Here is a 25,378-nt window from a genome sequence, read left to right on the forward strand (position 1 = left end):
AGGCCGCCCCCACTCGCGGGGGGCGGCCTCGTTTCGTTGGTAATTCAATCGCAGGAGGTGTGCGCCGATGGCGCTCGACCAGTCCTTCGTGGGGCGGACCTACCCACCCACCGCCGCGTACGAGGTCGGCCGGGAGAAGATCCGGGAATTCGCCGAGTCCCTCGGTGACACCAATCCGGTCTACACCGACCCCGAGGCGGCCCGGGACCTCGGCTACCCCGATGTGATCGCCCCGCCGACGTTCATCTTCACGATCACCTTCAAGGCGGCCGGGAAGCAGGTCGTCGAGGATCCGCAGCTGGGGCTGGACTACAGCCGGGTGGTCCACGGCGACCAGCGGTTCGAGTACACCCGCCCGGTCCGCGCGGGGGACCGCCTGGAGGTCACCTCGATCATCGACTCGATCAAGTCGCTGGCCGGCAACGACATCCTGTCCGTCCGCGGCGAGGTCCACGACGAGGCGGGTGATCATGTAGCGACGTCGTTCACGACGCTGGTGGCCCGCGCCGCTGACGCAGAGGTGGAGGAGAGCAGATGACGGCCAAGATCTCGTATGACGCCGTGGAGGTCGGTACCGAGGTGCCGACGCGCGAGTTCCGGGTGAACCGCGCCGACCTCGTGCGCTACGCGGGCGCGTCGGGCGACTTCAATCCGATCCACTGGAACGAGAAGTTCGCCAGAGAGGTCGGTCTCCCCGACGTCATCGCGCACGGCGCCTACACCATGGCCGAGGCGGCCCGGGTGGTGACCGAGTGGGCCGGCGACCCCGGCGCACTCGTCGAGTACGGCGTCCGCTTCACCCGGCCGGTCGTGGTCCCCAACGACGACAAGGGCGCGGTCATCGAGATCGGCGCCAAGGTGACCGCCAAGCTGGACGACGAGGCCCGTACGGTGCGCCTCGACATCACGGCGACCAGCGCCGGTCAGAAGGTGCTGGGCCGGGCCCGCGCCGTGGTACGGCTCGTCTGAGCCCCCGACCGCGCCCGATGCGGCCCCCGGGCGGATGAGAGCACGCCGGAGCGCGTGCGGCCCGTCCGATCCCCTTACGGCCCGCAGGCCCGCCGGCCCCCGGATTCCCCACACCGGGGGCGGCCGCCTCGAGGAGCCCAGGGGGCGCCCCCGTACTCTTGAGCGCGTGCAGGAACTCCACGACGCCCCTCTCGCGCCCCTCACCACCTTCCGTCTCGGCGGACCGGCCAACCGGCTGCTCACGGCCGCCACCGACGACGAGGTCATCGCCGCGGTCCGCGCGGCCGACGCGGCCGGGACCCCGCTGCTGGTGATCGGCGGCGGCAGCAATCTGGTCATCGCCGACAAGGGCTTCGACGGCACCGCCCTGCACATCGCCACCAGCGGCTTCACGCTCGACGGCACCCGCCTGGAGCTCGCCGCGGGCGAGAACTGGTCGGCCGCCGTGGCCCGTACGGTCCGGGCGGGGCTCGCGGGCATCGAATGCCTCGCCGGAATCCCCGGCTCCGCGGGCGCGACGCCGATACAGAACGTCGGCGCCTACGGCCAGGAGGTCTCCGCCACGATCACCGAGGTGATCGCCTACGACCGCCGCGCCGACGAGGTCGTCACGATCCCGAACGCCGACTGCGCCTTCTCCTACCGCCACAGCCGCTTCAAGGCCGACCCCGACCGCCATGTGGTGCTCCGGGTCCGCTTCGAACTGGAGGACGCGGACGGGCTCTCCGCACCCGTCCGGTACGCCGAGACCGCGCGGGTGCTCGGCGTCGAGGTGGGCGACCGGGTACCGGCTGCCGTCGCCCGCGAGACCGTCCTGGGGCTGCGCGCGGGCAAGGGCATGGTGCTCGACCCCGAGGACCACGACACCTGGTCCGCGGGGTCGTTCTTCACCAACCCGGTGCTCGACCAGGACGCCCACGCCGCCTTCCTGGCCCGCGTCGCCGAACGCCTGGGCCCGGACACCGCGCCGCCCGCCTTCCCGGCGGGCGACGGCCTGATCAAGACCTCCGCGGCCTGGCTGATCGACAGGGCGGGCTTCACCAAGGGCTACGGCACCGGCCCGGCCCGCATCTCCACCAAACACACCCTCGCCCTCACCAACCGGGGCGACGCCACGACCGAGGATCTGCTGGCGCTGGCCCGCGAGGTGGTGGCCGGGGTCGAGGAGGCGTTCGGGATCCGGCTGGTCAACGAGCCGGTGACGGTCGGCGTGAGCCTCTGATCCGGTCTACTCACATGAGTGGTCCGACCTACTCACATGAGTAGGTCGGGGCCCGCCAGCCAGTCGTCGATCTCCGCCAGCATCCGCCGCCGGACCTCCTCCGGCGCGGCCGAGCCGCGCACCGACTGACGCGCCAGCTCGGCCAGTTCGGCGTCCGTGAAGCCGTGGTGCTCGCGCACCAGCTCGTACTGCGCCGCCAGCCGCGAGCCGAAGAGCAGCGGGTCGTCCGCCCCGAGCGCCATCGGCACCCCCGCGTCGTACAGCGTGCGCAGCGGTACGTCCTTCGGCTTCTCGTAGACCCCGAGCGCCACGTTCGACGACGGGCACACCTCGCAGGTCACCGCGCGCTCGGCGAGCCGGGCGAGCAGCCGCGGGTCCTCCGCCGCGCGCACCCCGTGGCCGACCCGGGCCGCGCCGAGGTCGTCCAGGCAGTCCCGCACGCTGCCGGGGCCCGACAGCTCGCCGCCGTGCGGCGCCGCCAGCAGCCCGCCCTCCCGGGCGATGGCGAAGGCCCGGTCGAAGTCACGGGCGAATCCGCGCCGTTCGTCGTTGGAGAGGCCGAAGCCCACCACGCCGCGGTCCGCGAAGCGCACCGCGAGCCGGGCGAGGGTGCGGGCCTCCAGCGGATGCTTCACGCGGTTGGCGGCGACCACCACCCTGATCCCGAGCCCGGTCGCCGCGGAGGCGCTTCCGACCGCGTCCAGGATGACCTCCATCGCGGGGGTCAGCCCACCCAGGCGCGGGGCGTACGAGGTGGGGTCCACCTGGATCTCCAGCCACTGGGCCCCGTCCCGCACGTCCTCCTCGGCCGCCTCGCGCACCAGCCGCCGGATGTCGTCGGCCTCCCTCAGACAGGAGCGTGCGATGTCGTACAGCCGCTGGAAGCGGAACCAGCCGCGCTCATCGGTGGCGCGCAGCTTCGGCGGCTCACCGCCGCTCAGCGCCTCGGGGAGATGGACGCCGTACTTGTCGGCGAGTTCGAGGAGGGTTCCGGGGCGCATGGAGCCGGTGAAGTGGAGATGCAGATGCGCTTTGGGGAGCAGGAGTACATCGCGTGCCATTACCAGATACTGCCCCACGACCGGATCGGTCGGTACCGCTTTCCCCGAACGAGAAGGCGCGCGCACGTGAACGGGCCGGAATCCGCCCCCGCGGACTCCGGCCCGTTTCCTTACGCCCGTACGGATCGCGCGTACGGATCGTCCGTACGGATCGCGCGTGAGGCCAGGCGCCTTACGCGGCCGCCTCGCCCAGCAGCTTCTGGAGCCGGGAGACGCCCTCGACGAGGTCCTCGTCACCCAGCGCGTAGGACAGCCGCAGATAGCCCGGGGTGCCGAAGGCCTCACCCGGCACCACCGCGACCTCGGCCTCCTCCAGGATGATCTCGGCCAGCTCCACGGTGGTCCGCGGCCGCTTGCCGCGGATCTCCCTGCCGAGCAGCGCCTTGACCGAGGGGTAGGCGTAGAAGGCGCCCTCCGGCTCCGGGCACTCCACGCCGTCGATCTCGTTCAGCATCCGCACGATGGTGCGGCGGCGGCGGTCGAACGCCTCGCGCATCGCGGCCACGGCGTCGAGGTCGCCCGAGACGGCGGTCAGCGCGGCGACCTGGGCGACATTGCTCACATTCGAGGTGGCGTGCGACTGGAGGTTGGTCGCGGCCTTGACGACGTCCTTGGGGCCGATGACCCAGCCCACCCGCCAGCCGGTCATCGCGTACGTCTTGGCGACACCGTTGACCACGACGCACTTGTCGCGCAGCTCGGGCACCACGACCGGCAGCGAGTGGAACTCGGCGTCGCCGTAGACCAGGTGCTCGTAGATCTCGTCGGTCAGCACCCACAGCCCGTTGTCGGCGGCCCAGCGGCCGATCGCCTCGACCTGCTCACGGCTGTAGACCGCGCCGGTGGGGTTGGAGGGGGAGACGAAGAGCAGCACCTTGGTGTTCTTGGTGCGGGCCGCCTCCAGCTGCTCGACGGAGACGCGGTAGCCGGTCGTCTCGTCGGCGACGACCTCCACCGGGACACCGCCGGCCAGCCGGATCGACTCCGGGTAGGTGGTCCAGTAGGGCGCGGGGACGATGACCTCGTCGCCCGGGTCCAGGATCGCGGCGAACGCCTCGTAGATCGCCTGCTTGCCGCCGTTGGTCACCAGGATCTGGGCCGCCTCGACCTCGTACCCGCTGTCACGCAGCGTCTTCGCGGCGATCGCGGCCTTGAGCTCGGGGAGGCCGCCGGCCGGGGTGTAGCGGTGGTACTTCGGGTCGCGGCACGCCGCGGCCGCGGCGTCGACGATGTAGTCGGGCGTGGCGAAGTCGGGCTCACCGGCGCCGAAGCCGATCACCGGACGGCCCGCGGCCTTGAGGGCCTTGGCCTTGGCGTCGACGGCGAGGGTCGCGGACTCGGAGATCGAGCCGATCCGGGCCGATACCCGCCGGTCGGTCGGGGACTGTACTGGGGGAGTAGCAGCGGTCATAGATGCATCGTCGCAGACGGGCGAAATGGGTGGCACACGGGTTTGCGGAGAGTTCGCGCGCTTCTCGTTCGACGCCCGGCCGTCAAGCACGTACACTCACTCGTCGTTGGCCGATCAACAGCCGGATCCGACCGCACACTCCGTGCAGCCGGGTGTATGCGGTAGGTTGGGAGTGCCGCAAAGGGTCGTAGCTCAATTGGTAGAGCACTGGTCTCCAAAACCAGCGGTTGGGGGTTCAAGTCCCTCCGGCCCTGCTACACGCACTGTGATGAGGGTGCGTGCATGCGTACGCAAGGACAAGCACCGCTGTGCGGCCGGGCCGGACGCGGCACGGCCACGACCCGGATTCAGGTGAGGACGAGTGACGGAAGCCCTGGGCTCCACCGCGACGCCTGAGAGCGGTCGTCCCGAGGATGAGGAGACGACCAAGCGGGGTCGTCGTGGCGGCAAGCGCGCGAAGAAGGGGCCCTTCGGCCGGCTCGCGCTTTTCTACCGCCAGATCATCGCCGAGCTGCGGAAGGTCGTCTGGCCCACGCGCAGCCAGCTGTCCACGTACACCAGCGTGGTGATCGTCTTCGTCGTCATCATGATTGGCATCGTGACCGTGATTGACTATGGGTTCAACAACGCCATCAAGTACGTCTTTGGCTGAGACCCTCGCGAAAGGCGACCGCTGTCCCGGCGTCGCCTCTTTCGCACGTTCCACCCCCTTTGAAGCCAGGAAGAAGCAGCCACAGTGTCTGACCCGAACCTGAACGACGCCGCCGAGCCCGTCGAGTCCCGTGAGGACGAGCTCGACATCGTCGAGGCGGCGGACTCCGACCAGGCTGAAGCGGCCGACGCCTCGGCGGGCGTTCCCGCCGAGGAGGACGCGCTGCGCGTCGAGGACGAGGACGCCCTCGAGGCCGAGACGGCCCAGGCGGACGACGCGGTCGAGACCGAGGCCGAGGCTGAGGTCGACCCGGTCGAGGCGCTCCGTGAGGAGCTGCGCGGGCTGCCCGGTGAGTGGTACGTGATCCACACCTACGCGGGCTACGAGAAGCGCGTGAAGGCGAACCTGGAGCAGCGTGCCGTCTCGCTGAACGTCGAGGACTTCATCTACCAGGCCGAGGTCCCCGAGGAAGAGATCGTCCAGATCAAGAACGGTGAGCGCAAGAACGTCCGGCAGAACAAGCTGCCCGGCTATGTGCTCGTCCGCATGGATCTGACGAACGAGTCGTGGGGCGTCGTCCGCAACACCCCGGGCGTCACCGGCTTCGTGGGCAACGCCTACGACCCGTACCCGCTGACCCTGGACGAGATCGTCAAGATGCTCGCCCCCGAGGCCGAGGAGAAGGCCGCCAAGGCCGCCGCCGAGGAGAGCGGTGTGCCGGCGCCGAGCCGCAAGGTCGAGGTCCAGGTGCTGGACTTCGAGGTGGGCGACTCGGTCACGGTCACCGACGGCCCGTTCGCGACCCTCCAGGCGACGATCAACGAGATCAACGCCGACTCGAAGAAGGTCAAGGGCCTGGTGGAGATCTTCGGCCGGGAGACCCCGGTCGAGCTGAGCTTCGACCAGATCCAGAAGAACTGAGTCCTTTCGGGACTGAGTCTCTTCACAAGAACTTCCGACAGGTCAGACGGGCTTTCGCGGCCGGTCTGACCTGCTCGGTTTTAAGGCGCACAGCTATACCCGTTATCGTTGTGCGGTATGCCTCCATCCGGATGATCCGGTTCGGAGGCGAACACCCTCTCACTAGGACCCGGAGAGAGCATGCCTCCCAAGAAGAAGAAGGTCACGGGGCTGATCAAGCTCCAGATCCAGGCCGGCGCCGCGAACCCGGCCCCGCCGGTCGGCCCCGCGCTGGGTCAGCACGGCGTCAACATCATGGAGTTCTGCAAGGCCTACAACGCCGCGACCGAGTCGCAGCGCGGCATGGTCGTGCCGGTGGAGATCACGGTCTACGAGGACCGCTCCTTCACCTTCGTGACCAAGACCCCGCCGGCCGCCAAGCTGATCCTCAAGGCAGCGGGCGTGGAGAAGGGCTCCGGCGAGCCGCACAAGACCAAGGTCGCCAAGATCAGCCGCGACCAGGTGCGTGAGATCGCCACCACCAAGATGCCCGACCTGAACGCCAACGACCTGGACGCCGCCGAGAAGATCATCGCCGGCACCGCCCGTTCCATGGGCATCACGGTCGAGGGCTGACACCTCACGCACGAGGGCCGACAGCCCCCGTGGCCCCCTGTGGCAGGGCCAAGCGCTGGCCCGGACCACGAACTCCACAGACATCAGGAGCAAGAGTGAGCAAGCGCAGCAAGACCCTCCGCGCTGCGGACGCCAAGATCGACCGGGAGCGCGCATACGCCCCGCTCGAGGCCGTCCGGCTGGCGAAGGACACCTCCACCACCAAGTTCGACGCGACCGTCGAGGTCGCCATGCGCCTGGGCGTCGACCCGCGCAAGGCCGACCAGATGGTCCGTGGCACCGTGAACCTGCCGCACGGCACCGGTAAGACCGCCCGGGTCCTGGTCTTCGCGACCGGTGACCGTGCTGCGGCCGCGGAGGCCGCGGGCGCCGACATCGTCGGCTCCGACGAGCTCATCGACGAGGTGTCCAAGGGCCGCCTGGACTTCGACGCCGTCGTCGCCACCCCGGACCTCATGGGCAAGGTCGGCCGCCTCGGCCGGGTGCTCGGTCCGCGTGGTCTGATGCCGAACCCGAAGACCGGCACCGTCACCCCGGACGTGGCCAAGGCCGTCACGGACATCAAGGGCGGCAAGATCGAGTTCCGCGTCGACAAGCACTCGAACCTGCACTTCATCATCGGCAAGCTCTCGTTCGACGAGACGAAGCTGGTGGAGAACTACGCCGCGGCGCTCGAGGAGATCAACCGTCTCAAGCCGTCCGCCGCGAAGGGTCGCTACATCAAGAAGGCGACCCTGACCACCACGATGGGCCCCGGCATCCCGCTGGACGCCAACCGCACCCGCAACCTGCTGGTCGAGGAAGACGCCATCTGAGGCAGTCCCTGATCGGCGCACCTCGGTGTGCAACCGCCGGGCCCCCGCACCGCGTCGAAGGTGCGGGGGCCCGGCGTCTTCCGTTGTCGGCCCCCTCCGCTAGAGTCAGCCTGCACAACACGTAAAAGAGAAATAAAAACTAGGGGGAGCCGTGCGCGGTACTCATGTCGGTGCGCGATGGGCGATAGCCGCTGGAAGTCTCGTTCTGATGGTCGGCCTCACCGCGTGCGGGAGCGAGAAGTCCGATGGTGACAAGGCCGGCGACAAGACCGGCGGCGACAAGTCCGGGCAGTCCGGGATGAGCCCGCTGGCGGCGCTGAAGCTCGCCTCGCAGCAGACGGACAAGAAGAACTCGGCCAAGGTCGAGGGCACCACCAAGATGGGCGAGCAGAACTCGCAGATGTCCGGCGACATGGACTGGGCCAACGGCATCCGGGCCAACATGTCCATCACGCAGAACGGTGGCGCCATCGCCAACTCCCCGGTCGCGGGCAAGCCGATGGATGCCAAGTACACCCCGGACGCCATGTTCCTGAACATGGGCGACGAGTTCGCCGCCCAGGCGGGCAGCGGCAAGCACTGGGTGAAGTACGACTACGACGTGCTGGCCCAGAAGGCGGGCCCCTCGGGCGCCTTCCTGAAGGACCAGATGCAGAACAACAACCCGTCGCGCTCGGTGGAGCTGCTGCTCGCCACGGGCAAGGTCAAGAGCGTGGGCAGCGAGGACGTGAAGGGCGTCAAGGCCACCCACTACACGGGCACGGTCAAGGTCTCCGAGATCGCCAAGATGCAGTCCAAGGAGCTCAGCCAGTCCGACCTGGACGCGCTCCAGAAGCAGCTGGAGTCCTCCGGTATGGACACCGAGACCATCGACCTGTGGGTGGACGAGGAGAACCTGCTGGTCAAGAAGCGTGAGCAGGCGCAGAGCAACAATGGCGCCTATGACTCCACGGTCTTCTACTCGGACTACGGCACCAGCGTGACCGTCACCGAGCCGTCCGCCTCGGACACCGTGGACTTCCAGGACATGCTCCAGCAGTAGAGCCGATTTGCCTGGCCGCGGCCCGTTCGCGTAATCTCCTAGAGAAGCCAAAGACCGCTGGTTGTCGCTGTGTCCCGCAAGGGATCCGGTGGCTGAAGGATCCGCTAGCTGCGGGCGACCTGCGTAGGTGACTTAAGGTTGCACTCCCGAACGGGCCGTGGGTCCGTGTCGGTCGAGTTACGCCCCGAGCGCCTGCGCCGGGGCGTTTTCGCATTGTCCAGTCTCCTTCCTTCAGACCGAAGCGGTCCTCATCACCCGGAAGGAGGCCGAGGCTCATGGCGAGTCCTGACAAGGTCGCAGCCGTCGACGAGATGCGGGAGAAGTTCCGCAACGCGAACGCGGCCGTTGTGACCGCGTACACCGGTCTCACCGTTGCGCAGCTGAAGGAGCTGCGCCGTTCGCTCGGTGAGAACGCTCAGTACCGTGTGGTGAAGAACACGCTGACCAAGATCGCGGCCAACGAGGCCGGGATCAACCAGCTCGACGACCTGTTCTCGGGTTCGTCGGCCGTCGCCTTCGTGACCGGTGACCCGGTCGAGGCGGCGAAGGGTCTCCGTGACTTCGCCAAGGACAACCCCGCTCTCGTGATCAAGGGCGGTGTCCTTGATGGCAAGGCGCTGTCCGCCGACGAGATCAAGAAGCTCGCGGACCTCGAGTCCCGTGAGGTGCTGCTCGCCAAGCTGGCGGGTGCGATGAAGGCCAAGCAGTCCCAGGCTGCCGCGCTCTTCCAGGCCCCGCTGTCGAAGTTCGTCCGGACCGCCGAGGCGCTCCGGCAGAAGCAGGCCGAGCAGGGCGGTGCCGACACCCCGGCTCCCGCCGAGGCCGAGGCCGCCGAGTAGTAAGGCCCCGGTCGCAGCGGGCCCGGAAGCCCGCCGACATGTACATCCGGCACCACCTGCCGAATTAGTGGAAGGACCGCCACCATGGCGAAGCTCAGCCAGGACGACCTGCTCGCGCAGTTCGAGGAGATGACCCTCATCGAGCTCTCCGAGTTCGTGAAGGCCTTCGAGGAGAAGTTCGACGTCACCGCCGCCGCCCCGGCCGCCGTGGTCGCCGCCGCCCCGGGTGCCCCGGGCGCCGCTGCCCCGGCCGAGGAGGAGAAGGACGAGTTCGACGTCATCCTCACCGGCGCCGGCGACAAGAAGATCCAGGTCATCAAGGTCGTGCGCGAGCTGACCTCCCTGGGTCTGAAGGAGGCCAAGGACCTCGTCGACGGCACCCCGAAGCCGGTCCTCGAGAAGGTCAACAAGGAGCAGGCCGACAAGGCCGCCGAGTCCCTCAAGGGCGCCGGCGCCTCCGTCGAGGTCAAGTGACCCCTCGAGGTCGGATGACCTCGCGGCCCGCCGCCACACGCCGGTAGGACGTCCGGCGGCGCGGCCCGGTTCCAAGCCAAGGGCGATCACCCGTTCGGGTGGTCGCCCTTCGGCGTTCCCGTGACGGTTACATTGCCTTATGGGTTTGTGGAGGTAGGGTGATCTTCGTTGCCCGTCGCCACGCCCTGTGACGATCTCGCCGGAGTGGGGGGCCTTGACGAACGGCACGCAGCGCGCAATTCTCAGGACGCGACGTCACACCGATCCAAAAGTCCGAGGCATGGATCGTCGGCGAAGCGGGCAGTATCGATATGCGCATCGGCAGCGCGGGCTGCCGACAGGGCGTGAGAAGACAACGAGGGGCGGGCCCCTCACCGGAGGGAGAGATTGGCACTGCCGGTCTCAGAAACTCGGCGCTGGACATCAGTGTGCCAAGTGGCTACACTGACCCTTTGCGCTGCCTGTTAGCTGCTCCCTGCCCGTCACCAGGGGCATGCCCACCTTCGAGCACTACCGATGAATAGTCCCTGACCAGGGATTTCATCCATGGGCTCTCGGTGGGACCGGTACGCGCGTAGTGAGTCCGAGCCCTCGGAAGGACCCCCTCTTGGCCGCCTCGCGCAACGCCTCGACTGCCAATACGAACAATGGCGCCAGCACCGCCCCGCTGCGCATCTCCTTTGCGAAGATCAAGGAGCCTCTTGAGGTTCCGAACCTCCTTGCGCTTCAGACCGAGAGCTTCGATTGGCTGCTCGGCAATGCCGCGTGGAAGGCTCGCGTCGAGGCTGCGCTGGACAGCGGTCAGGACGTCCCCACCAAGTCCGGTCTGGAAGAGATCTTCGAGGAGATCTCCCCGATCGAGGACTTCTCCGGGTCGATGTCCCTGACCTTCCGTGATCACCGTTTCGAGCCGCCGAAGAACTCGATCGACGAGTGCAAGGAGCGTGACTTCACCTACGCCGCTCCGCTCTTCGTCACGGCCGAGTTCACCAACAATGAGACCGGCGAGATCAAGTCCCAGACGGTCTTCATGGGCGACTTCCCGCTCATGACCGACAAGGGCACCTTCTGCATCAACGGCACCGAGCGTGTCGTCGTCTCGCAGCTGGTCCGCTCGCCGGGTGTCTACTTCGACTCCTCCATCGACAAGACGTCCGACAAGGACATCTTCTCGGTCAAGGTCATCCCCTCCCGTGGTGCCTGGCTGGAGATGGAGATCGACAAGCGCGACATGGTCGGTGTCCGCATCGACCGCAAGCGCAAGCAGTCCGTCACCGTCCTCCTGAAGGCGCTCGGCTGGACCACCGAGCAGATCCTCGAGGAGTTCGGCGAGTACGAGTCCATGCGCGCCACCCTGGAGAAGGACCACACCCAGGGCCAGGACGACGCGCTGCTCGACATCTACCGCAAGCTGCGCCCGGGCGAGCCCCCCACACGGGAGGCCGCGCAGACGCTGCTGGAGAACCTCTACTTCAACCCGAAGCGCTACGACCTCGCGAAGGTCGGCCGCTACAAGGTCAACAAGAAGCTGGGTTCGGCCGCTCCGCTGGACGCGGGCGTCCTGACGGTCGAGGACGTCATCGCCTCGATCAAGTACCTGGTGAAGCTGCACGCCGGTGAGATCGAGACCGTCGGGGACAACGGCCAGTCCGTGGTCGTCGAGACCGACGACATCGACCACTTCGGCAACCGCCGCATCCGTAACGTCGGCGAGCTGATCCAGAACCAGGTCCGCACGGGTCTGGCGCGTATGGAGCGCGTCGTCCGCGAGCGCATGACCACTCAGGACGTCGAGGCGATCACGCCGCAGACCCTGATCAACATCCGGCCGGTCGTCGCCTCCATCAAGGAGTTCTTCGGCACCAGCCAGCTGTCGCAGTTCATGGACCAGACGAACCCGCTGTCGGGGCTGACCCACAAGCGCCGTCTGAACGCGCTCGGCCCCGGTGGTCTCTCCCGTGAGCGGGCGGGCTTCGAGGTCCGTGACGTGCACCCCTCGCACTACGGCCGCATGTGCCCGATCGAGACGCCCGAAGGCCCGAACATCGGTCTGATCGGCTCGCTCGCCTCGTACGGCCGGGTCAACGCGTTCGGTTTCATCGAGACCCCGTACCGCAAGGTGGTCGACGGTGTGGTCACCGACGAGGTGCACTACCTGACGGCCGACGAGGAGGACCGCTTCGTCATCGCGCAGGCCAACGCGCCGCTGACGAACGATCTTCACTTCGCCGAGAACCGCGTCCTGGTCCGCCGCCGTGGCGGTGAGGTCGACTACATCCCCGGCGACGACGTCGACTACATGGACGTCTCGCCGCGCCAGATGGTGTCGGTCGCGACCGCGATGATCCCGTTCCTGGAGCACGACGACGCCAACCGCGCGCTCATGGGCTCGAACATGATGCGCCAGGCCGTGCCGCTGATCAAGGCGGAGTCCCCGCTGGTCGGCACCGGCATGGAGTACCGCTGCGCGGTCGACGCCGGCGACGTCATCAAGGCCGAGAAGGACGGTGTCGTCCAGGAGGTCTCCGCCGACTACGTCACGGTGGCCAACGACGACGGCACCTACACCACCTACCGGGTGGCCAAGTTCTCCCGCTCCAACCAGGGCACCTCCTTCAACCAGAAGGTCGTCGTGGACGAGGGTGCCCGGGTGATCGCCGGCCAGGTGCTGGCCGACGGCCCGTCCACCGAGGACGGCGAGATGGCGCTCGGCAAGAACCTCCTGGTGGCGTTCATGCCGTGGGAGGGCCACAACTACGAGGACGCGATCATCCTCAGCCAGCGTCTGGTGCAGGACGACGTCCTCTCCTCGATCCACATCGAGGAGCACGAGGTCGACGCCCGGGACACCAAGCTGGGCCCCGAGGAGATCACCCGGGACATCCCGAACGTCTCCGAGGAGGTCCTGGCCGACCTCGACGAGCGCGGCATCATCCGCATCGGCGCCGAGGTCATCGCCGGGGACATCCTGGTCGGCAAGGTCACCCCGAAGGGTGAGACCGAGCTGACCCCGGAGGAGCGCCTGCTGCGCGCGATCTTCGGTGAGAAGGCCCGTGAGGTCCGTGACACCTCGCTGAAGGTGCCGCACGGTGAGACCGGCAAGGTCATCGGCGTGCGCGTCTTCGACCGCGAGGAGGGCGACGAGCTGCCGCCGGGCGTGAACCAGCTGGTCCGCGTCTACGTGGCGCAGAAGCGCAAGATCACCGACGGTGACAAGCTCGCCGGCCGCCACGGCAACAAGGGCGTCATCTCCAAGATCCTCCCGGTCGAGGACATGCCGTTCCTGGAGGACGGCACCCCGGTCGACATCATCCTCAACCCGCTGGGTGTCCCGTCCCGAATGAACCCGGGGCAGGTCCTGGAGATCCACCTCGGCTGGCTGGCCTCCCGGGGCTGGAAGGTCGAGGGCTCCGAGGAGTGGATGCAGCGGCTCCAGGCGATCGGCGCGGACGAGGTCCAGCCCGGTACCAACGTCGCGACCCCGGTCTTCGACGGCGCCCGTGAGGACGAGATCGCCGGTCTCTTCGACTCGACGATCCCGAACCGCGACGGCGACCGCCTGGTCCAGTCGTCCGGTAAGGCCCGGCTGTTCGACGGCCGCTCCGGTGAGCCGTTCCCGGACCCGATCTCGGTCGGCTACATGTACATCCTCAAGCTGCACCACCTGGTGGACGACAAGCTGCACGCCCGGTCCACCGGTCCGTACTCGATGATCACCCAGCAGCCGCTGGGTGGTAAGGCTCAGTTCGGTGGCCAGCGCTTCGGCGAGATGGAGGTGTGGGCGCTGGAGGCTTACGGCGCCGCGTACGCCCTCCAGGAGCTGCTGACCATCAAGTCCGACGACGTGACCGGCCGCGTGAAGGTCTACGAGGCCATCGTCAAGGGCGAGAACATTCCCGAGCCCGGCATCCCCGAGTCCTTCAAGGTGCTCATCAAGGAGATGCAGTCCCTGTGCCTCAACGTGGAGGTGCTGTCGTCCGACGGCATGTCCATCGAGATGCGCGACACCGACGAGGACGTCTTCCGCGCTGCGGAGGAGCTCGGTATCGACCTGTCCCGGCGCGAGCCGAGCAGCGTCGAAGAGGTCTGACGGGTCTGGCCGGGGCACTCGCCACAGAGCGCCCCGGCCTCTCCCCGGACCCCCAGTCAGACCCGAAGACACGACCCTGAAAGAGGGATTGACGACAAGTGCTCGACGTCAACTTCTTCGACGAGCTGCGGATCGGCCTCGCCACCGCTGATGACATCCGTCAGTGGTCCCACGGTGAGGTCAAGAAGCCGGAAACCATCAACTACCGCACCCTCAAGCCCGAAAAGGACGGACTCTTCTGCGAGAAGATCTTCGGTCCGACCCGGGACTGGGAGTGCTACTGCGGCAAGTACAAGCGCGTCCGCTTCAAGGGCATCATCTGTGAGCGCTGCGGTGTCGAGGTCACCCGCGCCAAGGTGCGCCGTGAGCGGATGGGCCACATCGAGCTGGCCGCTCCCGTCACCCACATCTGGTACTTCAAGGGCGTGCCCAGCCGTCTGGGCTACCTGCTCGACCTCGCCCCGAAGGACCTCGAGAAGGTCATCTACTTCGCCGCCTACATGATCACGTGGGTGGACGAGGAGCGCCGCACGCGCGACCTGCCCTCGCTGGAGGCCCATGTCTCCGTCGAGCGCCAGCAGATCGAGCAGCGCCGCGACGCGGACCTCGAGGCCCGCGCCAAGAAGCTGGAGGCGGACCTCGCCGAGCTCGAGGCCGAGGGCGCCAAGGCCGATGTGCGCCGTAAGGTGCGCGAGGGCGCCGAGCGCGAGATGAAGCAGCTGCGCGACCGCGCCCAGCGCGAGATCGACCGTCTCGACGAGGTGTGGAACCGCTTCAAGAACCTCAAGGTCCAGGACCTGGAGGGCGATGAGCTGCTCTACCGCGAGCTGCGTGACCGCTTCGGCACGTACTTCATGGGTGGCATGGGCGCCGCGGCGCTCCAGAAGCGCCTGGAGTCCTTCGACCTCGACGAGGAGGCCGAGAAGCTCCGCGAGATCATCCGGACCGGCAAGGGCCAGAAGAAGACCCGTGCGCTCAAGCGCCTGAAGGTCGTCTCCGCCTTCCTCCAGACCCGGAACAGCCCCAACGGCATGGTGCTGGACTGCATCCCGGTGATCCCGCCGGACCTGCGTCCGATGGTGCAGCTGGACGGTGGCCGCTTCGCGACCTCCGACCTGAACGACCTGTACCGCCGTGTGATCAACCGGAACAACCGGCTGAAGAGGCTCCTGGACCTCGGTGCCCCCGAGATCATCGTCAACAACGAGAAGCGGATGCTTCAGGAGGCCGTTGACGCCCTCTTCGACAACGGCCGCCGTGGCCGCCCGGTCACCGGCCCCGGTAACCGTCCGCTGAAGTCCCTCAGCGACATGCTGAAGGGCAAGCAGGGCCGGTTCCGTCAGAACCTGCTCGGTAAGCGCGTCGACTACTCGGCCCGTTCGGTCATCGTCGTCGGCCCGCAGCTCAAGCTGCACCAGTGCGGTCTGCCCAAGGCCATGGCGCTGGAGCTCTTCAAGCCGTTCGTGATGAAGCGCCTGGTGGACCTGAACCACGCGCAGAACATCAAGTCGGCCAAGCGCATGGTCGAGCGCGGCCGCACGGTCGTGTACGACGTGCTCGAAGAGGTCATCGCCGAGCACCCGGTGCTGCTGAACCGTGCGCCCACCCTGCACCGCCTCGGTATCCAGGCGTTCGAGCCGCAGCTGGTCGAGGGCAAGGCCATTCAGATTCACCCGCTCGTGTGCACCGCGTTCAACGCGGACTTCGACGGTGACCAGATGGCCGTGCACCTGCCGCTGTCCGCGGAGGCGCAGGCCGAGGCCCGCATCCTGATGCTGTCCTCGAACAACATCCTCAAGCCGGCCGACGGCCGTCCGGTGACCATGCCGACCCAGGACATGGTGCTGGGCCTGTTCTTCCTCACCACCGACGAGGAGGAGCGCGAGGTCGTCGGTGAGGGCCGCTCCTTCGGCTCCACCGCCGAGGCGATCATGGCGTTCGACGCCCGGGAGCTCTCGCTCCAGGCGAAGATCGACATCCGCTTCCCGATCGGCACCGTCCCGCCCCGCGGCTGGACCCCGCCGGTGCCCGAGGAGGGCGAGCCCGCCTGGCAGCCCGGTGACAGCTTCCGGCTGCGCACCACGCTGGGCCGCGCGCTCTTCAACGAGCTGCTGCCCGAGGACTACCCGTTCGTCGACTACTCGGTGGGCAAGAAGCAGCTCTCCGAGATCGTCAACGACCTCGCCGAGCGCTACCCCAAGGTCATCGTCGCGGCGACGCTGGACAACCTGAAGGCGGCCGGTTTCCACTGGGCCACCCGCTCCGGTGTCACCGTCGCCATCTCCGACGTGGTCGTGCCCGAGGCCAAGAAGGCCATCATCGAGGGCTACGAGGCGCAGGACGAGAAGGTCCAGAAGCAGTACGAGCGCGGTCTGATCACCAAGGACGAGCGCACCCAGGAGCTGATCGCGATCTGGACCAAGGCGACCAACGAGGTCGCCGAGGCGATGAACGCGAACTTCCCGAAGACCAACCCGATCTTCATGATGGTCAACTCGGGCGCGCGCGGAAACATGATGCAGATGCGTCAGATCGCCGGTATGCGTGGTCTGGTGTCCAACGCGAAGAACGAGACCATCCCGCGGCCCATCAAGGCGTCGTTCCGTGAGGGTCTCTCCGTGCTGGAGTACTTCATCTCCACCCACGGTGCCCGTAAGGGTCTCGCCGACACCGCCCTGCGTACCGCCGACTCGGGTTACCTGACCCGTCGTCTGGTGGACGTCTCGCAGGACGTGATCATCCGCGAGGAGGACTGCGGCACCGACCGCGGCCTCAAGCTGGCGATCGCGTCCAAGGGCGCGGACGGCGTGCTCCGCAAGACGGAGGACGTCGAGACCAGCGTGTACGCGCGCTGCCTCGCCGAGGACATCGTCGTGGACGGGAAGGTCCTGGCCCCGGCCGGTACCGACCTGGGCGATGTGCTCATCGACGAGCTGGTCCGCCACAACGTGGAGACGGTCAAGACCCGCTCGGTGCTCACCTGCGAGTCCGCCGTCGGCACCTGCGCCATGTGCTACGGCCGCTCGCTGGCGACCGGCAAGCTGGTGGACATCGGCGAGGCGGTCGGCATCATCGCCGCCCAGTCCATCGGTGAGCCCGGCACCCAGCTGACGATGCGTACCTTCCACACCGGTGGTGTGGCCGGTGACGACATCACCCAGGGTCTGCCGCGTGTCGTCGAGCTCTTCGAGGCCCGTACGCCCAAGGGTGTCGCCCCGATCTCGGAGGCGGCCGGCCGCGTCCGGATCGAGGAGACCGAGAAGACCAAGAAGCTCGTCGTCACCCCGGACGACGGCTCCGACGAGACGGCCTACGGCGTCTCCAAGCGGTCCCGTCTGCTGGTGGGCGAGGGCGACCACGTCGAGGTCGGCCAGCCGCTGACCGTGGGTGCCGTCAACCCGCACGACGTGCTGCGCATCCTCGGCCAGCGCGCCGTCCAGGTGCACCTGGTGGGCGAGGTCCAGAAGGTCTACAACTCGCAGGGTGTGTCGATCCACGACAAGCACATCGAGATCATCATCCGGCAGATGCTGCGCCGTGTGACGATCATCGAGTCCGGCGACGCGGAGCTGCTGCCGGGCGAGCTCGTGGAGCGCTCGCGCTTCGAGGGTGAGAACCGTCGTGTGGTCCAGGAAGGCGGCCACCCGGCCTCCGGCCGTCCGCAGCTGATGGGTATCACCAAGGCCTCGCTGGCGACCGAGTCCTGGCTGTCGGCGGCGTCCTTCCAGGAGACGACCCGGGTGCTCACCGACGCGGCGATCAACGCCAAGTCGGACTCCCTGATCGGCCTCAAGGAGAACGTGATCATCGGTAAGCTCATCCCGGCCGGTACGGGCCTGTCCCGCTACCGGAACATCCGGGTCGAGCCGACCGAGGAGGCGAAGGCCGCGATGTACTCGGCCGTCGGCTACGACGACATCGACTACTCGCCCTTCGGCACCGGCTCCGGCCAGGCGGTTCCGCTGGAGGACTACGACTACGGTCCGTACAACCAGTAGGTCCGCGGACGGCTGGTCAACGTTCACAGGGCGGTCACCCCATGGCGGGGGTGGCCGCCCTGCGGCTATGCTCCGGGTTGGTGTGTCCAGCGCGTGTGCATTTGTTTTGACCGGAGCCGATGCTATAGGTACGCTCTGACCTTGTGCCTGGGGTGTCCCTGGGCTCCTGTGCGCGCTTCCAGACCGCTCGGGGGCCCGAGGTGTCGACACCAACAATCTGCACTCTCTGACTTTCGCAGAGGGCTGCGGTGCGCGACACACCCGACCGCGTGGGTCGGAGAAACTCCAGGTTAGCTTTACCGAGACTGGCACACAGAAACCGGAGAAACGGTGCCTACGATCCAGCAGCTGGTCCGCAAGGGCCGCCAGGACAAGGTCGAGAAGAACAAGACCCCCGCCCTCGCGGGGTCGCCGCAGCGCCGTGGTACATGCACCCGCGTGTTCACCACGACGCCGAAGAAGCCGAACTCGGCGCTCCGCAAGGTCGCGCGTGTCCGGCTGAGCAGTGGGATCGAGGTCACCGCCTATGTCCCCGGTGAGGGGCACAACTTGCAGGAGCACTCCATCGTGCTCGTGCGCGGCGGTCGTGTGAAGGACCTGCCGGGTGTTCGTTACAAGATCATCCGCGGCTCCCTCGACACGCAGGGCGTCAAGAACCGCAAGCAGGCTCGCAGCCGCTACGGCGCCAAGAAGGAGAAGTAAGAATGCCTCGTAAGGGTCCCGCCCCGAAGCGCCCGGTCATCATCGACCCGGTCTACAACTCTCCTCTGGTGACGTCCCTCATCAACAAGGTGCTGCTGAACGGCAAGCGCTCCACTGCCGAGCGCATTGTCTACGGCGCCATGGAGGGCCTGCGCGAGAAGTCCGGCAACGACCCGGTCATCACCCTCAAGCGTGCGCTGGAGAACGTGAAGCCGACCCTCGAGGTCCGCTCCCGCCGTGTCGGTGGCGCCACCTACCAGGTGCCCGTCGAGGTCCGTCCCGGCCGTTCCTCCACCCTCGCGCTGCGCTGGCTGGTGGGTTACTCCCGCGCCCGTCGCGAGAAGACCATGACCGAGCGCCTGATGAACGAGCTGCTGGACGCCAGCAATGGTCTGGGCGCCTCCGTCAAGCGTCGCGAGGACACCCACAAGATGGCCGAGTCCAACAAGGCCTTCGCGCACTACCGCTGGTAGTCGCTACCCCATCGAGAACCGAGAGAAGACTGAGCCATATGGCCACCACTTCACTTGACCTGGCCAAGGTCCGCAACATTGGGATCATGGCCCACATCGACGCGGGCAAGACGACCACCACCGAGCGGATCCTCTTCTACACCGGCGTGAGCTACAAGATCGGTGAAGTCCACGATGGCGCCGCCACCATGGACTGGATGGAGCAGGAGCAGGAGCGCGGCATCACCATCACGTCCGCCGCGACGACCTGTCACTGGCCGCTCGAGAACGTCGACCACACGATCAACATCATCGACACCCCGGGGCACGTCGACTTCACCGTCGAGGTGGAGCGCAGCCTGCGGGTGCTGGACGGTGCCGTGACGGTGTTCGACGGCGTGGCCGGCGTCGAGCCGCAGTCCGAGACGGTGTGGCGTCAGGCGGACCGCTACGGCGTTCCGCGTATCTGCTTCGTCAACAAGCTCGACCGCACCGGTGCTGAGTTCCACCGCTGCGTCGACATGATCACGGACCGCCTCGGCGCGGTGCCGCTGGTCATGCAGCTGCCGATCGGCACCGAGGCCGACTTCAAGGGCGTGGTCGACCTCGTCCAGATGAAGGCGCTGGTCTGGTCCGCCGAGGCCACCAAGGGCGAGATGTACGACACCGTCGACATCCCGGACACCCACACCGAGGCCGCCGACGAGTGGCGCGGCAAGCTGCTCGAGGGCGTCGCCGAGAACGACGAAGAGATGATGGAGCTGTACCTCGAGGGCGAGGAGCCCACCGAGGAGCAGCTGTACGCGGCGATCCGCCGTATCACCATCGCCTCCGGCAAGGGCGGCGGCACCACCGTCACCCCCGTGTTCTGCGGCACCGCGTTCAAGAACAAGGGCGTGCAGCCCCTGCTCGACGCGGTCGTCCGGTACCTGCCGTCGCCGATCGACATCGAGGCGATCGAGGGCCACTCGGTCAAGGACCCCGACGAGGTCATCAAGCGCCGTCCTTCCGAGGAAGAGCCGCTGTCGGCCCTGGCGTTCAAGATCGCGAGCGACCCGCACCTCGGCAAGCTCACCTTCATCCGTGTGTACTCCGGCCGCATGGACGCCGGCACCCAGGTGCTGAACTCCGTGAAGGGCAAGAAGGAGCGCATCGGCAAGATCTACCGGATGCACGCGAACAAGCGTGAGGAGATCGACTCGGTGGGTGCCGGCGACATCGTCGCCGTCATGGGTCTGAAGCAGACCACCACCGGTGAGACCCTCTCCGACGCGGCGAACCCGGTGATCCTGGAGTCGATGGACTTCCCGGCCCCGGTCATCGAGGTGGCCATCGAGCCGAAGTCCAAGGGCGACCAGGAGAAGCTGGCCGTCGCGATCCAGCGGCTTGCCGAGGAGGACCCGTCCTTCCGCGTCAAGACCGACGAGGAGACCGGCCAGACGATCATCTCCGGCATGGGCGAGCTGCACCTCGATGTGCTGGTCGACCGCATGCGCCGGGAGTTCAAGGTCGAGGCCAACGTCGGCAAGCCGCAGGTGGCCTACCGCGAGACGCTGCGCAAGCCGGTCGAGCGGTACGACTACACGCACAAGAAGCAGACTGGTGGTTCCGGCCAGTTCGCGAAGGTGCAGATCGCGCTGGAGCCGCTCGAGGGCGATGGCTACGAGTTCGAGAACAAGGTCACCGGTGGCCGCATCCCGCGGGAGTACATCCCGTCGGTGGACGCGGGCTGCCAGGAGGCCATGGAGTTCGGCGTGCTCGCGGGCTACCCGCTGACCGGTGTGAAGGTCACCCTGCTCGACGGTGGCTACCACGAGGTCGACTCGTCCGAGATGGCGTTCAAGATCGCCGGTTCGATGGCCTTCAAGGAGGCCGCCCGCAAGGCCAGCCCGGCCCTGCTCGAGCCGATGATGAAGGTCGAGGTCACCACGCCCGAGGACTACATGGGTGACGTGATCGGCGACATCAACTCCCGTCGCGGGCAGATCCAGTCCATGGAGGACCGGAGCGGCGCCAAGCTGGTCACCGGCCTGGTTCCGCTGTCGGAGATGTTCGGCTACGTGGGTGACCTGCGCAGCAAGACGTCCGGCCGCGCCAGCTACTCCATGCAGTTCGACTCCTACGCCGAGGTTCCGCGGAACGTCGCCGAGGAGATCATCGCGAAGGCCAAGGGCGAGTAAGGCGGGTTCATCCGCATTCCTCACCCTTTAGGCTGGAAGCACAAGGCATCGGGGCATTCCGTCGTGGAGCGCGTTCACCGCGTTTCATGGCGGGCCCCGGGCGCCGTTTCCCCAGACGAATACGGCGAAGGGCATCCCCCTCGGGGTCCTGGCCGGTTCGGTAAGACCACCTGAACCCATCCGCAAAGCGTGGATGCGTACAGAACCACTCCACAGGAGGACCCCAGTGGCGAAGGCGAAGTTCGAGCGGACTAAGCCGCACGTCAACATCGGCACCATCGGTCACATCGACCACGGTAAGACCACGCTTACCGCTGCGATCACCAAGGTGCTGCACGACGCGTACCCGGACCTGAACGAGGCCTCGGCCTTCGACCAGATCGACAAGGCTCCTGAGGAGCGCCAGCGCGGTATTACGATCTCCATCGCGCACGTCGAGTACCAGACCGAGTCGCGTCACTACGCGCACGTTGACTGCCCCGGTCACGCGGACTACATCAAGAACATGATCACCGGTGCGGCGCAGATGGACGGCGCCATCCTCGTGGTCGCCGCCACCGACGGCCCGATGCCGCAGACCAAGGAGCACGTGCTCCTGGCCCGCCAGGTCGGCGTGCCGTACATCGTCGTCGCCCTGAACAAGGCCGACATGGTGGACGACGAGGAGATCTTGGAGCTCGTCGAGCTCGAGGTCCGCGAGCTGCTCTCCGAGTACGAGTTCCCGGGCGACGACGTCCCGGTGATCAAGGTCTCGGCGCTCAAGGCGCTCGAGGGCGACGCCGAGTGGGGCAAGTCCGTCCTCGACCTGATGAAGGCCGTCGACGAGTCGATCCCGCAGCCGGAGCGCGACGTCGACAAGCCGTTCCTGATGCCGATCGAGGACGTCTTCACCATCACCGGTCGCGGTACGGTCGTCACCGGCCGTATCGAGCGCGGTGTGCTGAAGGTCAACGAGAACGTCGACATCATCGGCATCAAGCAGGAGAAGACCTCGACCACCGTCACCGGTATCGAGATGTTCCGCAAGCTGCTCGACGAGGGCCAGGCCGGTGAGAACGTCGGTCTGCTGCTCCGTGGCATCAAGCGCGAGGACGTCGAGCGCGGCCAGGTCATCATCAAGCCGGGCTCGGTCACCCCGCACACGGAGTTCGAGGCCCAGGCGTACATCCTGTCCAAGGACGAGGGTGGCCGCCACACGCCGTTCTTCAACAACTACCGTCCGCAGTTCTACTTCCGTACCACGGACGTGACGGGCGTTGTGACCCTCCCCGAGGGCACCGAGATGGTCATGCCGGGCGACAACACCGAGATGTCCGTCCAGCTGATCCAGCCGGTCGCCATGGAGGAGGGCCTGAAGTTCGCCATCCGTGAGGGTGGCCGGACCGTCGGCGCCGGCCAGGTCACCAAGATCAACAAGTGACCTGACGCTCCCCGGAGCAAAGAGCCCCATTCGCTTCTCGCGGGTGGGGCTCTTTCGTTGAGGCGAGGGCGAGGGCGAGGAGGCGGAGGCCTCGGCCCGCCCGGCGAAGAAGACAGCGGCGAGGGCGCGCAGTCCCTCTCCGAGGGCAAGTCCCCGGGGCAGGCCCTGATGAAGGCCGGTACCTCCCAACACGAACGGGCCCCACCCGGACGCAAGACGCCGAGTGGGGCCCGCCCATGCCGGCTCCGCCTCACCCCGTGGTCAGCCGGGCCGTCAGGCCCGTTTCGTGGGGCGGGGGCGCCAGATCCAGGGGGTGGCGTCGGGGGACAGGCCCACCACGCAGACGCCCTGGCGGCCGTCGTCCGCCAGCAGGGCCGGGGCGCCGACCGGGGTCAGATGGCCGGGGGAGCGCAGCGGTTTGGCGTCCGGGCCGGTGCCGTACTGGACCTGGACCTCCCCGCCCAGGTCGCGCCCGGCCAGCAGCAGCGTCTTCGCCTCGTGGCGGCCGGAGGGTTCGGCCACGGTGTGGGCGGTGATCGCCCCGTAGCCCTCGAAGTGCCGCACGGTGAGGGAGGTTTCGCCGTGGACGGCGGGCACGGTCGCCGTGGGGGTGCGGTAGACCAGCGCGAGCGTGCCGTCGGGCGCCACCGCGGCGCCCAGCGGATCCCCGCCGGGGCGCGGCAGACCGGACGGCGGGCGCAGGGCGACCGGGCCGCCGGCCCACTCCTGGGCCCAGTGGTGGACGGTGTCGCGGCCGGGGGCGAGGACATGGACCTGCCCCTCCGCGTCCAGCAGCGCGGTCAGCCCGTCCTGGATCTCGGCGCCGCCGAGCCGCCGCCAGGGACCCCAGCGGCCGTCGGCGTCCCGCACCCGGGTGGCCAGACTCTTGTCCGCGGTCCTTACGAAGAGGTGCACCTGGCCGTCAGGGGTGGCGACCGCCGCCGGGCAGCCGACCCGGCGGCCGTGCTCGGGGTCGGTCTCGGGGGTGCCGAGCCCGGTCCAGGCGCGGAACGGGCCGTCCGGGCGGCGCTGCTCCAGCACCACGATCTCGCGCAGATCGTCCGCGCCCTGCCCGGTCAGCGCCGCGAACCGCAGGGCGAACAGCACGTGCCGTCCCGCGCCGTCCCGCACCGCGGCGAGCGCCGGGGCGAGCGGTCCGCCGCCGAGCCCCTGGGGTGCCCCGAACCGCCCGCTGCCGGGCGCCGTCTCGCGCCACCGCACGGCCTGGGCGCCGAGCACGCCGTACGCCACGAGCCGCCCCTGGGCGTCGGTGGTGGGGGCGGGCAGCGAGGTGGGGTAGCGGTAGTGGGTGGAGCGGATCCAGCCCTTGCGGTTCCGCAGCGGGCGCACCCCGCCCTGGCTGTAGTCGCCGCAGCCTGCCGCGTTGCCGCAGTCCCAGTCCGGCGCACCGCCGTAGGACTTGATCGCCCGCGCCTTCTGGGCGAGCACCGCGGGCGGCAGATTGTGCGGCCAGCGCTGGTTGTAGTAGCCGCGGAACGCGGTGGTGGTGAAGCGCGGGGCGTGCTGGTCGCGCCGCGTGGACGCGGCCACCCACTGGGCGATCGCCTTCCAGGTGAAGAGCGCGACCGGGGTGTGGTCGCGGTGGTCCGAGCAGCCCGGCTGATCGTTGTCCTTGGGGTGCAGCGTGTCGTGCACCTGGAAGTCGGGGTCCGGGTCCAGCGTGTGGATCAGCGTGGGTCGATACCGGTCCATGATCCCGGCGAGCACGTCGACCAGTGTCCGGTGGTCGTACGAACTGGGGTGCGCCACGGGGGAGCCGGCGGCCTGGAGGGTGCGCATCACGGTGCCCGGGGTGTCCCACAGCGCGGGGATCCGTACGCCGCCCTCCGACAGCATCGCGATGTTGAGGAAGATCAGCCGGGCGCTGCGGGCGCCGTTGGCCAGGGTGTTGGTCTCCGCCGTGACCCCGCCGGGCAGCCGCAGCACCGACCGCTGCCAGGGCGCGAACTGGTTCAGCCCCATCATCTGCGCGTACGCCTGCCGCAGCCCCTGGTGGCGGGAGGCGGAGTACGCGGCCTTGTCGGCGTGCGGGATCGGCGTCCCCGCCTGATGGTTGATCCCCCGGGCCTCACCGGCCGTGACGTACACGCACACCACCGGGACTCCGGAGCGCAGCACATGCTCGGCGTCCGGGTTCATGAAGTACAGATCGTCGTCGGGGTGCGCCATGATCTGTAGCAGCAGCGCCCGCTTGTCGCCCACCGTCGAGGTGAACGGCTCCGCGGCCCCGGGCGCACTGGCCCGCGCCGGCCCGGCCGCCGCGCCGCTCGAATGTCCGGCCCCCCAGCCGGCGATCCCGGTGACCCCGGCAACCCCCACGGCTCCCCCGGCGGTGAGCGCCGCCAGCGCGGCGAGCGTCTGCCTGCGGGTGGTCCGCGTCCCCCGCGATGTCCATCGACTGTTCAATTTGGTGACCCTGTCACTTCGGCAGCGCGTAGTCTCCGGCTGCTCCGAGTGAAGGGACGGTTGGTGATCTTGACAGGTTGTCCGATGG

Annotated in this window: 19 protein-coding genes and 1 tRNA gene; 17 read left to right on the top strand and 3 right to left on the bottom strand. The window is 68.1% G+C overall.

The window, feature by feature from the left end:
* Positions 1 to 67: 67 nt before the first annotated feature.
* The 3 genes from ACJX2R_RS30075 to ACJX2R_RS30085 all read left to right on the top strand — a co-directional run bounded on the left by ACJX2R_RS30075 (position 68) and on the right by ACJX2R_RS30085 (position 2,191).
* Positions 68 to 538, top strand: a complete 471-nt coding sequence (locus ACJX2R_RS30075; protein ID WP_413102696.1) for a MaoC family dehydratase N-terminal domain-containing protein — start codon at positions 68 to 70, stop codon at positions 536 to 538.
* The gene (locus ACJX2R_RS30080; RefSeq protein WP_044571702.1) at positions 535 to 969 is read left to right on the top strand and encodes a MaoC family dehydratase; all 435 of its coding nucleotides are present in this window, start codon (positions 535 to 537) and stop codon (positions 967 to 969) included. The genes ACJX2R_RS30075 and ACJX2R_RS30080 overlap by 4 nt, the downstream gene beginning before the upstream one ends.
* 166 nt (positions 970 to 1,135) lie before the next feature.
* A complete protein-coding gene (locus ACJX2R_RS30085) occupies positions 1,136 to 2,191 on the top strand; it encodes a UDP-N-acetylmuramate dehydrogenase (protein WP_413102697.1) in 1,056 nt (351 codons plus the stop codon).
* 32 nt (positions 2,192 to 2,223) lie between these two features.
* On the opposite strand, the gene ACJX2R_RS30090 is transcribed toward ACJX2R_RS30085, so the two are convergent.
* Together ACJX2R_RS30090 and ACJX2R_RS30095 are read right to left on the bottom strand one after the other, a co-directional pair.
* The gene (locus tag ACJX2R_RS30090) at positions 2,224 to 3,252 is read right to left on the bottom strand and encodes an adenosine deaminase (protein WP_413102698.1); all 1,029 of its coding nucleotides are present in this window, start codon (positions 3,250 to 3,252) and stop codon (positions 2,224 to 2,226) included.
* 172 nt (positions 3,253 to 3,424) lie between these two features.
* Positions 3,425 to 4,663, bottom strand: coding sequence for a pyridoxal phosphate-dependent aminotransferase (locus tag ACJX2R_RS30095; protein ID WP_413102699.1), 1,239 nt, complete (start codon positions 4,661 to 4,663; stop codon positions 3,425 to 3,427).
* Positions 4,664 to 4,844: 181 nt separating this feature from the next.
* Here ACJX2R_RS30095 and ACJX2R_RS30100 point away from each other — a divergent pair.
* The 14 genes from ACJX2R_RS30100 to tuf all read left to right on the top strand — a co-directional run bounded on the left by ACJX2R_RS30100 (position 4,845) and on the right by tuf (position 22,863).
* Positions 4,845 to 4,917, top strand: a tRNA-Trp gene (locus ACJX2R_RS30100).
* A 107-nt stretch (positions 4,918 to 5,024) separates the two neighbouring features.
* On the top strand, positions 5,025 to 5,315 hold the full coding sequence (gene secE, locus ACJX2R_RS30105; protein ID WP_037952862.1) for a preprotein translocase subunit SecE: 291 nt from the start codon (positions 5,025 to 5,027) through the stop codon (positions 5,313 to 5,315).
* 84 nt (positions 5,316 to 5,399) lie between these two features.
* The gene (gene nusG / locus ACJX2R_RS30110) at positions 5,400 to 6,236 is read left to right on the top strand and encodes a transcription termination/antitermination protein NusG (protein WP_262704999.1); all 837 of its coding nucleotides are present in this window, start codon (positions 5,400 to 5,402) and stop codon (positions 6,234 to 6,236) included.
* Positions 6,237 to 6,416: 180 nt separating this feature from the next.
* Complete coding sequence (gene rplK / locus ACJX2R_RS30115; RefSeq protein ID WP_044571693.1) at positions 6,417 to 6,851, top strand: 50S ribosomal protein L11; 435 nt, start codon at positions 6,417 to 6,419, stop codon at positions 6,849 to 6,851.
* Between the two features lie 95 nt (positions 6,852 to 6,946).
* The gene (gene rplA, locus ACJX2R_RS30120; RefSeq protein ID WP_037952865.1) at positions 6,947 to 7,666 is read left to right on the top strand and encodes a 50S ribosomal protein L1; all 720 of its coding nucleotides are present in this window, start codon (positions 6,947 to 6,949) and stop codon (positions 7,664 to 7,666) included.
* A 208-nt stretch (positions 7,667 to 7,874) separates the two neighbouring features.
* Positions 7,875 to 8,708, top strand: coding sequence for a hypothetical protein (locus tag ACJX2R_RS30125; protein WP_413102700.1), 834 nt, complete (start codon positions 7,875 to 7,877; stop codon positions 8,706 to 8,708).
* Positions 8,709 to 8,983: 275 nt separating this feature from the next.
* Positions 8,984 to 9,547 carry a 50S ribosomal protein L10 gene (gene rplJ, locus ACJX2R_RS30130; RefSeq protein WP_020869302.1) on the top strand — a complete coding sequence of 188 codons (564 nt, stop codon included), beginning with the start codon at positions 8,984 to 8,986 and terminating at the stop codon, positions 9,545 to 9,547.
* Between the two features lie 84 nt (positions 9,548 to 9,631).
* Complete coding sequence (gene rplL / locus ACJX2R_RS30135; protein ID WP_037952872.1) at positions 9,632 to 10,021, top strand: 50S ribosomal protein L7/L12; 390 nt, start codon at positions 9,632 to 9,634, stop codon at positions 10,019 to 10,021.
* Between the two features lie 607 nt (positions 10,022 to 10,628).
* Entirely contained in the window at positions 10,629 to 14,111 is a 3,483-nt protein-coding gene (gene rpoB / locus ACJX2R_RS30140) for a DNA-directed RNA polymerase subunit beta (protein ID WP_413102701.1), read from the top strand.
* A gap of 98 nt (positions 14,112 to 14,209) precedes the next feature.
* Complete coding sequence (locus ACJX2R_RS30145) at positions 14,210 to 18,109, top strand: DNA-directed RNA polymerase subunit beta' (protein WP_262705002.1); 3,900 nt, start codon at positions 14,210 to 14,212, stop codon at positions 18,107 to 18,109.
* Positions 18,110 to 18,439: 330 nt separating this feature from the next.
* Positions 18,440 to 18,811 carry a 30S ribosomal protein S12 gene (gene rpsL, locus ACJX2R_RS30150; protein ID WP_014054153.1) on the top strand — a complete coding sequence of 124 codons (372 nt, stop codon included), beginning with the start codon at positions 18,440 to 18,442 and terminating at the stop codon, positions 18,809 to 18,811.
* A gap of 2 nt (positions 18,812 to 18,813) precedes the next feature.
* Positions 18,814 to 19,284: a 30S ribosomal protein S7 gene (rpsG, locus tag ACJX2R_RS30155; RefSeq protein ID WP_014178748.1), complete on the top strand. Its 471-nt coding sequence runs from the start codon at positions 18,814 to 18,816 to the stop codon at positions 19,282 to 19,284.
* A 38-nt stretch (positions 19,285 to 19,322) separates the two neighbouring features.
* Positions 19,323 to 21,443: an elongation factor G gene (fusA, locus tag ACJX2R_RS30160; RefSeq protein ID WP_037952877.1), complete on the top strand. Its 2,121-nt coding sequence runs from the start codon at positions 19,323 to 19,325 to the stop codon at positions 21,441 to 21,443.
* Between the two features lie 226 nt (positions 21,444 to 21,669).
* A complete protein-coding gene (gene tuf / locus ACJX2R_RS30165; protein ID WP_020869272.1) occupies positions 21,670 to 22,863 on the top strand; it encodes an elongation factor Tu in 1,194 nt (397 codons plus the stop codon).
* Positions 22,864 to 23,136: 273 nt separating this feature from the next.
* On the opposite strand, the gene ACJX2R_RS30170 is transcribed toward tuf, so the two are convergent.
* Positions 23,137 to 25,290, bottom strand: a complete 2,154-nt coding sequence (locus ACJX2R_RS30170; RefSeq protein WP_413102702.1) for a PIG-L family deacetylase — start codon at positions 25,288 to 25,290, stop codon at positions 23,137 to 23,139.
* Positions 25,291 to 25,378 lie beyond the last annotated feature (88 nt).

Origin of the sequence: Streptomyces sp. Inha503 (genome assembly GCF_047215865.1) — a bacterium.
Taxonomy (GTDB): Bacteria; Actinomycetota; Actinomycetes; order Streptomycetales; family Streptomycetaceae; genus Streptomyces; species Streptomyces lycopersici.